Origin of the sequence: Halobiforma lacisalsi AJ5, from assembly GCF_000226975.2 — an archaeon.
Classification (GTDB): Archaea; Halobacteriota; Halobacteria; order Halobacteriales; family Natrialbaceae; genus Natronobacterium; species Natronobacterium lacisalsi.
In genome coordinates this window covers 3,844,246-3,856,682 of record NZ_CP019285.1, presented here as the reverse complement: position 1 = coordinate 3,856,682, position 12,437 = coordinate 3,844,246, and the positions used below count along the sequence as shown (strand labels likewise).

Below are 12,437 nucleotides of genomic sequence, written 5' to 3'. Positions count from 1 at the left end.
GTCCGCTCCGTTCGCCGTGTTACTCCCAGTCGCCCGTCAGCATCGCCCGCAAACCCGCTCGAGCGGTCAAGCGCTCTACCAGTTCGGCGTGGGTTTCGGTATCGCCCTCGGTCTCGAGGTAGCGGCCGTTCGAGAGTTCGCGGGGGGCGGCCATCGGCGTGCCGTCGGCCCGAACGGGGTCGTCGTTCAGGACTGTCGGTTCGGATTCTCCTTCCGGACTCCAGGGGACTGATACCCCGGAAAGCCCCCGATCGAAGAGGTACTCCGCGGCGGCGACGAGGGCGCGGTCGGAACTCGAGTGCCCGATAGCACCGATCGATCCGCGGTCGTTGAAGAACCGGACGACGTACTCGTCGTCCTCGGCCCCATCGTCGGGGTCCTTCCCCTCGTCGCGGTCGTTCGTCTCGGGTTCGGTTTCGCTCCTGTCGGCTTCGTCGGCCTCACCTGCCGATGTCGTTTCGTTCCCGTGGCTCCTCTGATCCTGGTCCTGGTCCTGGTCCTGGTTCCGGTCGTCTTCCGTTTCCGTCCCCTCCGGATTCTCGTGTCCGTAACCGTCGTCGCTGAACTCGAGCGTGAGTCCGTTCTCCGCTCGCTCGCCGTCGACGGTACCCGTATGCGTATCCGTCCTCCTATCCGGGGTCCCGCCGGAGCCGGAGCCGGAGGCGGCGAACGCGTCGATCAGCTCATCGAGGAACTCCTCGGCCGCCGACCCGAACTCGCCGGCGTGGGTTTCACCGCCCGGTACCGTCTCCGTTAACTCGTCAGTGATCGCTTCGGCCAGCGACTCCCGCTCGAGGACGAGCCGTCTCGCGACGAAGGGTCGGGCATGGCGCTCGAGCCGTCTGGCGACGACGGGACGGGCGTAGTGTTCGAGCGCAGACTCGCGCTCGACCAGTGAGGGGAGTCGACAGCCCAGGCGTTCGATTCCACCATCACCGTCGGCCAGCAGGAGGTACTCCCGACCGTTCGTATAGAGCGCACGATCGACGCCGGATCGATCCATGGCCTTCTCGAGCGCCGCTGCTCGAGTTTCGTCGAGGGTCTCGTCGGCGGACTCCACGGCGACGAAAACGGCTGGAACGTCGCCGATGGAGAGCACGTACGCGAGGCGGATACCGCCGATCGATCGATCCGTCCTCCGGGCCTCCGAATCGGCCGTGGTCGTGGTGTCCCACCCAAGCGTCTCGAGGAACGGTTCGACGATCCAGATACGGGTCTCCCGGGGGCTCGTCGGCGTCGAGGACTCGAGAAGTGCACGCGAGCGTGCGACGAAGGCCGGGAGGTCGCCGATGTCAGGATCGGAACCGTCGTTCCCTCCGGGGTCCGTTCCAGAGCCGGGTCCGGAACCGGAATCGGTCATACCACCAGCATTCGAACCCGGCTACGTAAGCGTATCCGAACGGGCGGAGAGAAAGTCGTGATCGTCGCTATCGCGTCTCGTGACATGGGATCGCGAGAACGCGATGGGAGGCGGGATCGGAATCCGTACCGAACGAGGCCGACGTTACTCGTCGTCGCGCTGGTAGATCCGCAGCCGCGCGTCGTGGACCGAGAAGGCGGATTTGAGGTTCGGTGGAATCGTCTCGGCCTTGCCGATGACGAGGTACCCACCTGGGCGGAGCGACTCGGCGATCACTTCGAGCATCGATCGCTTGTACTCGTTGTCGATGTAGATGAAGAGATTCCGGCAGACGACCAGGTCGAACCCGGATTTGGGATCGTCGTTGATCAGGTCGTGTCGTTCGAAACTCACGTTGTCCTTGACGTCGTCGCCGATCCGGTAGGTGCGGCCGTCCCGGTCGACGTAGTGTGAGTACTCGTCCAGAAAGGAGAGTTGGTCGTCCATGTCGACCGTCCGAGACTCCTCGTAGACGCCCTTTTCGGCCGTCTCGAGGGCCGGTTCGCTGATGTCAGTCCCGAGGATTTCGATCGCGGACTCGTCGATCCGCCGATCGTCGTGAGCGAGCATCGACAGCGAGTAGGGTTCGCGGCCGTCGGCGCAGGCGGCGCTCCAGACATCGACGGTGTCGGTCCGTCCGTCGGCGTCGGCCGACAGTGTCCTGAGCACCTCCCGAATCCCCGACCAGACGTCGGGGTTCCGGAAGAAGCCGGTGACGTTGATACTCATCGCCTCGAGCAGCGCCTCCTGCTCGTCGGGATCCGATCGCAGCGTCCGCAGGTAGTCGGCGTAGTCGTCGCTCTGGGTTCGGCGCATCCGGGAGGAGACGCGCCGGTCGAGATAGCTGTCGTTGTAGTGGCTGGTCGCGAACTGCAGTTCGTCCTCGACGAACGAAAGCAGGTCGTCGAACGCGCCGTCGTTCATAGCTCCGTCACTCCGGTGGTTCCGTCCGACTCGGAGATCTTCACGAGGAGCGCCCCCGAGCCAGGCGTGAACTCGACGGTTCGCCCCCGATCGCCGCCGACGTCCTCGGCGACCAGCGGCACGCCGAGTTTCTCGAGTTCGTCGCGTGCCGCAACGACGTTGCGCTGACCGACCCCGTCCCCGAAACTGTCGAATTCGAACATATCACTTCCTCCTGCGATCTTTGCTTCGACGGACGTATAACTCGCTCCTTTTTCGACCATCCGCCGCAGCAAGGCCCGGATCGCGGTGTCGGCGTACTTGCCGGGCTTTCGATCGCTATTTTCGGCCGCGTCACCGTCGGGTAACATCGCGTGGGCGAGCCCGCCGATCTCGCTGTCGGGGTCGTAGAGGGCGATCGCGAGACAGGAGCCGAGACCGTACGACCTGAGCGTCTCGTCGCCGTCGCTCACGGCCAGCTCGGAGATACCGACCTGGACCGGCGTTGGCGCGCCTGGTTCTGTTCCGTACGTCTTCATGCGTTATCGACTTCCTGAAAGTCGGCGGTCGTCGGTGCGTCTTCGATCCGGCCGACGTCTAAGTCGTTCAATGCCCGCTCGAGGTCGGCCTCGTCCGGGATCGCGTACACTTCACAGTCGAACTCCTTCCCGTCGGCCGTGATGAGGGTATCGAACACGAACGCGAACTCCTGGTTCTCGCCGAGTTGGACGATCACGGGGTCGACTGCGGCGGTGCCGATGTCGTGGACGAACTCCGGCGTCGAGTGGTCGATCGTCGTGTCGAGGACGTTCGCCCAGCCGTCGAGGAACCCGCTTGCCATGATGTTGCCGAGTTCCTTGATCGCGCTCGTCCCCATCTCGTCGAAGCTCTCGGGGCCGTCGTCCGCGTCGCCGTCGTCGGTCGCCATCGGGACCATCGCGTCGACGATTTCCCTGGCGGACTCCTCGTCGAACAGGAACAGCAGGTAGCCGCTTGGCACCCCGTCGAACTCGAAGGCGACGCCGACCAGCCGTTCGTCGGGGACCTCCTCTGGGATCGCCTCGAGCGAGACGAAGTTGAGCCGGCGGATCTCGACGCTCGTGTCGATTCCGGTCAGCGTCGTCGCGGTCTTTGCGACCTCCTCCGCGCCGCGTTCGGCCATTCGGTCGAACCCCTCGAGTTTGTCGTACTCGATGCCGCCGCTGTCGCGAAGTTGCTCGAGCACCTGGGACATCGACTCCCGTTCTGGGAACAGGTAGTGGCTGAACCCGACCTCGGTGTCGACGGCCTCGATGTGGCTCTGGAAGAGCAAGGCGAGGTCGTCGTCGTCGGGCGCTTCCTCGAGGTCGCTGAAGAAGACGTCGGCCGACTCGCCCTCGACGAACTCCGGCGTCGAGACGTCGATGACGGTCTCTAGCACGTCGGCCCAGCCGTCGATGAAGCCGCTGTTCATGATGTGGCCGACTTCCGTGACGGCGCTGCGGCTCATCTCGTCGAACTCCTCGGCATCGGACTCGGAGACGAGCGTTTCGACGATGCGAAGCGCGTTCTCTCGGTCGAAGACGACGATGGAGTAGCCCTCGATCGCACCGCCGAGTTCGACACGGACGCCGACTTTCTCGGTCGGGTCCTCGAAGTCACGGCGGATCTCCCGGCCGCGCATGAAGTTGAGCTTCGTCACGCCGACCCGCGTTTCGACGTCGGTCATGTGAGTCAGCCGACCCGCGGCCAACCCGGCACCTTCCCGGGCCATCCGGTAGAACGTTCCGAGCGCGTTAACGTCGAGTTTCATGACGAGTGGGAGGTGGGTGTCGAACTCTTCGAGGGGACGTCCATAGCGTTGACCATTTCGACGAACGTCTCGAGGTCGGGGAACGCGTAGATTTCGGCCTCGATCTGGTAGCTCGGGACCGTCAGGTCCGAGTCGAAGAACAGGGCGAGATCGTCGCCCCCCAGTCCCGCGGTCCGGCTGACGATCTCGCCGCCGGGCGCGTAGACGAGCTGGGGCGCGGCGATGTCGATCACGCGTCCGAGGACGTCGGCCCAGCCGTCGATGAAGCCGCTTGCCATCATCGTTCCCATCTCCTCGACGGCGCTTCGAGCCATCTTGCCGGAGACGTCGGACATGTCGTCGACGACGTCGTCGAGCATGATCGCCGTGATCTTCTTGGCGCTCGTCTCGGGGAAGAGGATGAGGATGTGCCCGTGGGGCGGGTCGTGGAGCCGAACTCGGACGCCGACGCGCTTGCCGTCGTCGAGTTGTCCCTCGAGGTCCTCGACGTCGATGAAGTTCGTCTTCGTCACCTCCATCTGCGCGTCCTCGCCGGTCAGCTTGCTCATGTTGTCGGCGACGCCGTTCGTCCCGACTTTCGCCATCTCGTTTATAAAACTCAGCTTGCGGATATCGACTTTCATCGTCATGTGTTCCTCCGTTTCCGTGGGTGTGGGTGTCGGTGTGGGTGTCGATGTCGGTATGACTGTGACTGTAACTGTCGGTGCGGGCGTCGATACGGCTGAACGCCTCCGTCTGGCTGTGTGTTCCGTCTCATAGCGTCGTAACGTCGAGGATGTTGACCACCTGTCCCCGCCCCCGTACAGTCGCCCCACTGAGCCCAGGGATGCCGCCCATGAACCCTTCGAACGGCTTGACGACGACCTCCTGCTGGTCTCGGACCCGGTCGCAGTGAAGGGCGATGGGCCGAACGTCGTCGCGGATCCGGACGATCATTCCCCGATCGACGGTCGGTTCGGAGCCGACGGCGGGTTCGGTCCCCGTTCCAGCCCCGGCACCGACGGCGGCCGCTCCGACGTCCCCGCCGGACGCGGCATCGGACGCGACGGCCGCCTCAGCACTGATTCCCTCGTCGACCTCGAGTTCGTGCTCGACGTCGAATCCGAGTTCGGATCCGAGTTCGAGGACCCGGTACTCCTCGTTGCCGTCGACGATTGCCGGCTCGCCGTCGACGGTCTGTACCATCGCCGTCGACTCGACGTCCTGGACCACCTTGGTCGGGATGCCGAACTCGGCGTCCCCGACCTCGAGGAAGAGGACGTCCTCGATGGCGATCGACACCGGGAGGGTCATCGTGACGGTCGTCCCCTCTCCGGGTTCGCTCTCGATCTCGACGGTGCCGTCGAGGTCTTCGACGGTTCGCTTGACGACGTCCATCCCGACGCCGCGGCCGCTGACGTCGGTCACCGAGTCGGCCGTCGTGAATCCGGGGTGGAACGCGAGGTCGTACACCTCGTCGTCGCTCAACTCCTCGGCCGCGTCCTCCTCGAGGATGCCAGCATCGATGGCTTCCGAACGGAGCCGGTCGGGATCCAGTCCCGCGCCGTCGTCTGACACCGTGATCGTCGCCCGGCCCCGGGACCGCGATGCGGTGACTTCGACCGACCCCTCACGGGGTTTGTCGGCAGCTTCCCGTTCCTCCGGTGGTTCGATCCCGTGATCGACGGCGTTTCGAACGAGGTGGATCAGTGGATCGCGGATCCGGTCGAGGATACTCCGATCGAGTTCGACGCCCTCGCCGGAGAGTCCGAAGGCGACGTCTTTCTCCTGTTCCCGGGCGATGTCCCGGACGATCCGGGGGAGCCGGTTGACGACCGTCTCGAGGGGGACGAGTCGGACGTCCATCACCGTCTCCTGGAGGTCGGTCGTCAGATCGGTCAGGTCGTCGAGTTCGGGCTCGATCTCCGAGATGTCCTCCCCGGCGTCGGCTGCATGCCGGAGCCGAATACGGGTCGTCACCAGCCCTTCGACGAGCGTCCGCAGTTCGTCGATCCTGTCCACGTCGACCCGAACCGACTGGATCTCTTCGGTCCGGTCGTCCGGTTCGTCCCGGCTGGCCGGTTCCGGCACGGTGAGATCCGGAATCTCGAGGTCCGGTTCCTCGACGACGCGTTCGGGTTCGAGGTCGACCCCCTCCGTCCGGGCGTCGGGTCCGGCATCGACGTCGTCGAAGCCGCTGCCGACCCCAGGTTCGATTCCCGAGACCTCGTCGTCGATGCCCGACGCATCGAACTCCCCGGCGGAGTCGACACTCACGTCCACGTCCGAGTCGATCCCGGAGTCGTCGAGGTCGATCTCGTCGATAACGTCGGTTTCGTCGCCTGCCTCGAGCGTTTCGTCAATCGACTCGTCGACGGGGGTGGCGTCCGAGGAGTCGGTCTCGTCGGTCGTTTCCGTCGACTCGACCGTCGCCTCGAACTGGAACCCCCCGGTCTCGTCCTCGTCGTCCTCGTCGCCCTCGTCTCCTTCGGATTCGTCCACAGTACCTGCATCGACCGGCGTCGCGTCGTCGACGTCGCTCTCGGCGACGCCGTCGTTACCGAATTCGTCGGCATCGAAACTCGTCTCGACGCTGAAGTCGGACTCCGTGTCGTCGAACCCGTCGGTGTGCTCGAGGTCTGTACCAGTGAACTCCGCCGGTTCCGGTTCGTCGGGCCCGGTGTCGAACGTCGTTTCGCTCTCGAAGTCGGCGTCCGCGTCCGCGCCGAAGGCATCGTCGACCCCTTCCTCGCCGAACTCCGGTTCGAAGTCGATGTCGGCCTCCACGGGATCCGGTTCCTCGGGCTCGAACTCCGTGTCGGGTTCCGTGAGCTCGTCGACACCGGCGTCGTCCTCGGCCGCGTCCTCGAGGTCCGATTTCACCTCGGTTGCATCGACTTCCCCTTCAGCCGCGTCCTCGACCTCGAGGGTGGCCTCCAGATCTTCTGTGCCGGGTTCGTCGATTTCCTCGGCGGCGTCGTCGGCTCCCGGTTCGTCGCCGAAGTCGACGATCTCGTCCTCGGTCGCAGCCCACGCGGGGTCCGCTTCGACCGGCTCGTCACCTTCGGTCGCAGCGGCGGTGTCTTCGTCTTCGCTAACGTCCGCAGTGATTCCGTCGGCGTCTGCCTCCACATCGCTCGCGTCCGCCTCGAGGTCACTGTCCGCGTTCACGGACTCGAGGTCGGATTCAGGTTCGGATTCCGGTTCAGGTTCGGACTCGTCGTCCACACTCTCCGGGGACGGACTTTCGACAGCCTCGCTTTCGGCGTCCGGCGCGACGCCCGGGAACGGTCCGCTGCCGACGCTCGAGTCCTCGAGTTCGTCGGCCGCGTCTTCCTGCTCGTCCTCGGCTGTTTCCGCCGACTCGGGAGCAGTTTCGGTTTCGGCCGGTATCGGTTCGGCGTCCCTCGAGGCCTCGACTGGGGGTTCGGTATCGGTATCGGTGTCGGTGTCGGTGTCGGTGTCGGTGTCGGTGTCGGTGTCAGTTTCCGCGACGGCCTCGGAACCGGTCTCTGCAGCGGGTTCGGGAGTCGGGGATTCCGGCTCCGTTTCTGGTTCCGGTTCCGGTTCCAGTTCCGTCTCCGTCTCCGCCTCCGCCTCGTCTACATCCGTGTCCGCTTCGAGATCGGCGGCGGTCGACGAACCTTCGCTGTCGTCACTCTCGAGGAACGGATCGTCGGCCGGCGAGCCCTCGTCGACTTCATCGCCGAGCAGTTCGTCCATACCGACCTCTTCGTCGGAGTCGAACTCGTCGAACTCGAGTTCCTCGAGTTCGTCCTGGAGTTCGTCGAAGCCGACCATCTCGACCTCGTCTTTGAGTTCCTCGAAGACGGCACTCGCGTCCTCGACTTCGTCGTCCGCCGGGGCCGCCGTCGGCTCGTCGTCGGGCGCATCCTCGTCGGCGCCGGCTGCCGCGTCGTCGGTATCGGCGTCTTCGACCGCCGACTGCGGTCCATCGTCCGGGTCCGGGGCAGCCCCGGCGTCGGCTTCCGTCTCGGCTTCGACGTCCTCGAGGAGGTCGTCGAACGATCCGGCCTCGCCCATGTCCTCGAAGGCCTCTAGGTCGTCGTCCTCTTCGACGTCTTCGACCAGTTCGTCCAGGTCGTCGAACTCGTTGAACTCGTCGAGCAGTTCGTCGACCTCGAGTTCCTGTGCTTCGTCGGGCGAGAGATCCGCGCTGGGCGCGGTCCCGGGCTCGAGGTCGGCGAACGGATCGTCTTCGGCCGCGTTTGCGGCGGTCGGTTCGCCCGACGTCGACCCGGAACCGATCCGATCCGTTACGCGGATGATCTCGAAGTCGGCCACCTCCTCGACCGGCTCGAGGCCGGAGGCGATGGCGGATTCGCTGACGGGGCTGGCGAAGACGGCATCGATCAGCTCGCCGTAGTCACCGGCTGCGATCGCCTCGCGGGGCGGTTCGGTGCCGATCAGCTCGAACGCGTCTATCAGCGCCTCGACGACGAGCATCCCGTCGTTGACGCCCTCGCCGGTATCGGCGATCGAGAGCCGCGCGAGGTAGGCCTCGTGGTCGTCGTTGGCCGGCTGTGCGAGGTCCGCGACGACGTCGTCGATCTCGGCCTCGGTGGGCGATCTGAGCCCGGCCGGCCCCTCGAGGTGGTCCCGCAAGGCGTCGATCCGATTCGACGGATCGGTCTCGATTTCGCCGTGGCGATCGACCTCCCGGACCATCGTCTCGAGTTCGTCGACGGCGTCGAAGATCGCGTCCATCAACTCCGGCGAGACCTCGAGATCGCCCGACCGAACCGCGTCGAGCACGTCCTCGATGGCGTGGGCGAGGTCGCTCGCCCGCTCGAGGCCGGCCGCGCCACAGTTACCCTTGAGCGTGTGGGCGACCCGGAAGATGTTCTCCATCGCTTCCTCGTCGTCGGGGTGGCGCTCGAGGGTCAGCAGGGCGTTGTTCAACTCGGTGATGCGTTCCTCGCTCTCCCGGACGAAGTCGGGCCAGTACTCGGTCATGTGTCACCTCCGGTATTCTCGTCGACGGCGTCGACGGTGCAAGCGTCGACGATCCCGTCGACGATCTCGTCGGCCGGCGCGATCTCGTCGATGCAGCCGGTTTTGATCGCCTGACAGGGGATGCCGAAGACGGGACTCGTCGTCTCGTCCTGTGCGATCGTATACCCGCCGGCGGCGTCGAGCGCTTCGATCCCCGCCGCGCCGTCCTGTCCCATCCCGGAGAGGACGACGCCACAGAGGGGACCCGAGATGCGATCGGCCACGCTCTGCATGGTGACGTCGATCGACGGGCGAACGCCGTGGACGTGGTCGTCATCGGTGAGAGACAGCCCGATCGATCGACCGAGGTCGCCGGTTACCTCGAGGTGGGCGTCGCCGGGCGCGACGACGGCCTCGCCGGGCCCGACGCGGTCGCCGTCAGTCGCCTCGCGGACCGCGTACTCGCCTGCGGCGTCCAGTCGATCGGCGAACCGGTCGGTGAACGCCGCTGGCATGTGCTGGACGACGAGGACGGATGCCTCGAGGGCGGCCGGCAGTCGTTCGAACAACCGTTCGACGATCCTGGGGCCGCCGGTCGAGGCCCCGACGACGACCGTCGGTGCGTCTCCGTCCTCGGGCCGACCGTCGACTGTGACGGGTGCGCGGTCGGCACTCGAGTTGGACGAATCGGGATCGGGTCGCCAGTTCGATCGGGACTGCGGTCCAGTAGATTCCGCTTTCGAGGGGCCGTCACCGGGGCCAGCGTCGCCCCGGGCGGCGACCGATCCGCCGGAGTCGGGTCCCGACGCGGCCGCCCGATCGGCACGGACGGCGGCGGTCGCGTTCGCCGTCGCCGCCGTGCGGGCCACCGCCAGCGACGAGATATCGGCGTTTGCGAGTTCGGTCACCTTCTCGACGACTTCGGTCGCGAGGTGACCGATGTTCCGCGACCCCGATCCGTCGGGCTTCTCGAGGAAGTCGACCGCACCGCTCTCGAGCGCGTCGAAGGTCGCGTCCGCGCCCTCCTCGGTGTAGGCACTCAGCATGAGGATCGGCACCGGATCCGTCGTCATGATCCGTTCGACGGCTTCGATGCCGTCCATCTCGGGCATCTTCACGTCCATCGTGACGACGTCCGGTTCGAACGCATCGACTGCCTCGAGGGCCTCGCGTCCGTTCGCGGCCGTTTCGACGTCGTAGCCGGCGTCGGCGAGCGCGTTGCCGATGACTGTTCGCATGAACTGCGAGTCGTCGACAACGAGTGCGCGCGTCATGCCGCGACGACGTCCGTAAGCGCCTTTCTGACGCTCGGTTCCTCGAACGGCTTCGTCACGTAGCCGTCCGCGCCGGCCTTGACGGCCAGTTTCATCTTTTCGCGTTGTCCGACGCTCGTACACATGATCACCCGGGCGTCCGGGTCGATCTTCTTGATGGCAGCCGTGGCCTTGATGCCGTTACACTTCGGCATCACGATGTCCATCATTACGATGTCGGGTTCGTGTTCCTTGTACAGTTTGACCGCTTCGGCACCGTTGGACGCCTCGCCGAGAATGCGGTAATCCTCCTCGAGGATCTGTCGCAGTAGATTCCGCATAAAATGTGAGTCGTCCACGATGAGCACCCCTGTCGACATTCAGTAGTACACCAAATTCTGATAGAAATACGATTACCATAAATGCTGTCTCTCGATTATCAATCGTGATAAGGTACAGATACCGGGTCGACGACCGGGGAAAGCGGGGGTACCACGAACGGTTATACACACGGTGTATTCGACGGGTCGTCCGGGGCTACCTCGCGACTGGCGGCCGTTTCGTCGTCGGACCGCCGACGCTGACTCCCGACCGACCTCGAGTCGCTATGCCGGGTCAGTCTCGAGGGCCGGTTGCGAATCGCCGCGCTGCCCGGACGCCGCCAGGAAGTCCTCCACGTCGATCAAGGGGGTTCCCTCGACGATAACCCGATCGGCCGTCGCTCCCGTCGCGGATACGTCGGCGGCCCCATCGTCCTCCTCGAGGTCGAACGACTCCACGGCGGGGTCGCTCGCGTCCGCCCCGGATCCGGTCCGTTCGCGTTCGGGATCGCTTCCGGCCTCGCCCGCCCCGTCGACCGGCTCGGGAGTGACGACCGGGTCCTCGAGCCGCCGCGTCGGCCGTCGTTCACGCTCGAGCAGCGCTGCGACGAGCGGGTGCTCGAGTGCGTCCCCGTCGAACGGGGAGTCCGCGATGCTCTCTTCGTCGTGGACTTTCGACTCCGGGACCGGTTCGACGCGGAGGACGTCGTCGACGCGGATCGCCGCGGCCTGCAGGTCGGCGGGGCGTTCGAAGACGAGCAGTTGGTCGCTGTCGGGATCGACCCGGGCCGGCGGGAAGTGAACCGACGGGTCGAGTACCGCCGTAACCTCCCCGCGGAGGTCGACGACGCCCTCGATGACGTCGGCGGCTCGCGGAACCGGCGTCACGTCTTCCTGGAGTTCGGTCGTCGTCCGAACGTCGTCGACCGGCACCGCGAACCGGTGGTCGCCGACCCGGAACAGGACGACGCGGATCCGTTCCTCCGCGTCCTGGCCGGGATCGTCCGCGCTGCGGGTTCGTCCCGAACGGGAGCCGTCGCTCCCGTCGATATCGATGCCGAGGAGTTTGTCGGGTAGCTCCGCCATTGGTTTCGTTCGGGTATCCCAGTCCAGCGATAAAAACGTTCACCGCGCTCGGCCGGTTCGTCCCGGCCGTCGACGGGGCGGTGATCGGCTATCGAACCCCAGCGAACGGACGCTCCGGCGTCCCCAACCCTTATTTTCGCTAACTGAGTAGCTGCGGGAGAATGACCCCGCCCTCCGACGTCGACGATCCGGTCCCTGACGACGACCGGCACCCGGACGCGAACTCGAGTCACGGTTCGAACCGCGACGCCGGTCCGCTCCGGGTCCTCACGTTCGGCCTCGCCGACGACCGCTACTGCGTCCGGACGGACGCTATCGCGACCGTGCTCGGCGTGTCCGACCCCGAACCCGTAATGAGTGCTCCGGAGCCGTGGAACGCGGGTACGATCACCGTCGACGGCGAACGCGTCCGGATCGTCGACCTGGCGCGGATCTTCACCGGCGTCGGAGCCGGGTCCAGCGACCGCCCCCAGCCGGCGGAGCCGACGTTGCTCGTTCTCGGAGTGACGGACGGCGACGGCGCCTACTACGGGTGGCTCGTCGATCGCGTCGGCAGGACCAGGACGATCGAGCGCGACGCCCTCGAACCGCCGCGGGTCGCCACCAGCCACGTCGAGGGCCGGTTCACCCTCGAGGACGGCGGCGCGATCCTGCTCGACGAGCGGGCGATCCACGGCTGATCGACGGTGACGGAGCGGTCCCCTGACTCGTCGTCGGTTCCGAAAACGAGCATGAAAGGGGACGGAAAC

10 protein-coding genes are annotated in these 12,437 nt (G+C 65.9%); 1 reads left to right on the top strand and 9 read right to left on the bottom strand.

Annotation, left to right across the window (positions count from 1 at the left end; genetic code table 11):
- Positions 1-19: 19 nt before the first annotated feature.
- The 9 genes from CHINAEXTREME_RS18770 to CHINAEXTREME_RS18730 form a co-directional block, all read right to left on the bottom strand.
- Complete coding sequence (locus CHINAEXTREME_RS18770) at positions 20-1,360, bottom strand: hypothetical protein (RefSeq protein WP_007140696.1); 1,341 nt, start codon at positions 1,358-1,360, stop codon at positions 20-22.
- Between the two features lie 144 nt (positions 1,361-1,504).
- The gene (locus CHINAEXTREME_RS18765) at positions 1,505-2,323 is read right to left on the bottom strand and encodes a CheR family methyltransferase (RefSeq protein WP_007140697.1); all 819 of its coding nucleotides are present in this window, start codon (positions 2,321-2,323) and stop codon (positions 1,505-1,507) included.
- The gene (locus CHINAEXTREME_RS18760) at positions 2,320-2,841 is read right to left on the bottom strand and encodes a chemotaxis protein CheD (protein ID WP_007140698.1); all 522 of its coding nucleotides are present in this window, start codon (positions 2,839-2,841) and stop codon (positions 2,320-2,322) included. Before CHINAEXTREME_RS18760 ends, CHINAEXTREME_RS18765 begins: the two co-directional genes overlap by 4 nt.
- Positions 2,838-4,094: a chemotaxis protein CheC gene (locus tag CHINAEXTREME_RS18755; protein ID WP_007140699.1), complete on the bottom strand. Its 1,257-nt coding sequence runs from the start codon at positions 4,092-4,094 to the stop codon at positions 2,838-2,840. Before CHINAEXTREME_RS18755 ends, CHINAEXTREME_RS18760 begins: the two co-directional genes overlap by 4 nt.
- A complete protein-coding gene (locus CHINAEXTREME_RS18750) occupies positions 4,091-4,723 on the bottom strand; it encodes a chemotaxis protein CheC (RefSeq protein WP_007140700.1) in 633 nt (210 codons plus the stop codon). Before CHINAEXTREME_RS18750 ends, CHINAEXTREME_RS18755 begins: the two co-directional genes overlap by 4 nt.
- Before the next feature lie 124 nt (positions 4,724-4,847).
- On the bottom strand, positions 4,848-9,050 hold the full coding sequence (locus CHINAEXTREME_RS18745) for an ATP-binding protein (protein WP_076738768.1): 4,203 nt from the start codon (positions 9,048-9,050) through the stop codon (positions 4,848-4,850).
- Complete coding sequence (gene cheB, locus CHINAEXTREME_RS18740) at positions 9,047-10,303, bottom strand: chemotaxis-specific protein-glutamate methyltransferase CheB (RefSeq protein ID WP_007140703.1); 1,257 nt, start codon at positions 10,301-10,303, stop codon at positions 9,047-9,049. Before cheB ends, CHINAEXTREME_RS18745 begins: the two co-directional genes overlap by 4 nt.
- Entirely contained in the window at positions 10,300-10,662 is a 363-nt protein-coding gene (gene cheY / locus CHINAEXTREME_RS18735) for a chemotaxis protein CheY (protein WP_006671731.1), read from the bottom strand. Before cheY ends, cheB begins: the two co-directional genes overlap by 4 nt.
- A gap of 225 nt (positions 10,663-10,887) precedes the next feature.
- Positions 10,888-11,688, bottom strand: coding sequence for a chemotaxis protein CheW (locus CHINAEXTREME_RS18730; protein WP_007140704.1), 801 nt, complete (start codon positions 11,686-11,688; stop codon positions 10,888-10,890).
- Between the two features lie 161 nt (positions 11,689-11,849).
- Here CHINAEXTREME_RS18730 and CHINAEXTREME_RS18725 point away from each other — a divergent pair, with 161 nt between their 5' ends.
- Entirely contained in the window at positions 11,850-12,368 is a 519-nt protein-coding gene (locus CHINAEXTREME_RS18725) for a chemotaxis protein CheW (protein ID WP_007140705.1), read from the top strand.
- The last annotated feature ends 69 nt before the right edge of the window (positions 12,369-12,437 follow it).

Bases quoted from the DNA above. Each gene is read 5' to 3' on its own strand.
- CHINAEXTREME_RS18755 (WP_007140699.1), bottom strand. From the start codon at position 4,094: ATGAAACTCGACGTTAACGCGCTCGGAACGTTCTACCGGATGGCCCGG.
- CHINAEXTREME_RS18765 (WP_007140697.1), bottom strand. From the start codon at position 2,323: ATGAACGACGGCGCGTTCGACGACCTGCTTTCGTTCGTCGAGGACGAA.
- CHINAEXTREME_RS18770 (WP_007140696.1), bottom strand. From the start codon at position 1,360: ATGACCGATTCCGGTTCCGGACCCGGCTCTGGAACGGACCCCGGAGGG.
- cheB (WP_007140703.1), bottom strand. From the start codon at position 10,303: ATGACGCGCGCACTCGTTGTCGACGACTCGCAGTTCATGCGAACAGTC.
- CHINAEXTREME_RS18725 (WP_007140705.1), top strand. From the start codon at position 11,850: ATGACCCCGCCCTCCGACGTCGACGATCCGGTCCCTGACGACGACCGG.
- CHINAEXTREME_RS18760 (WP_007140698.1), bottom strand. From the start codon at position 2,841: ATGAAGACGTACGGAACAGAACCAGGCGCGCCAACGCCGGTCCAGGTC.
- CHINAEXTREME_RS18745 (WP_076738768.1), bottom strand. From the start codon at position 9,050: ATGACCGAGTACTGGCCCGACTTCGTCCGGGAGAGCGAGGAACGCATC.
- cheY (WP_006671731.1), bottom strand. From the start codon at position 10,662: ATGTCGACAGGGGTGCTCATCGTGGACGACTCACATTTTATGCGGAAT.
- CHINAEXTREME_RS18730 (WP_007140704.1), bottom strand. From the start codon at position 11,688: ATGGCGGAGCTACCCGACAAACTCCTCGGCATCGATATCGACGGGAGC.
- CHINAEXTREME_RS18750 (WP_007140700.1), bottom strand. From the start codon at position 4,723: ATGACGATGAAAGTCGATATCCGCAAGCTGAGTTTTATAAACGAGATG.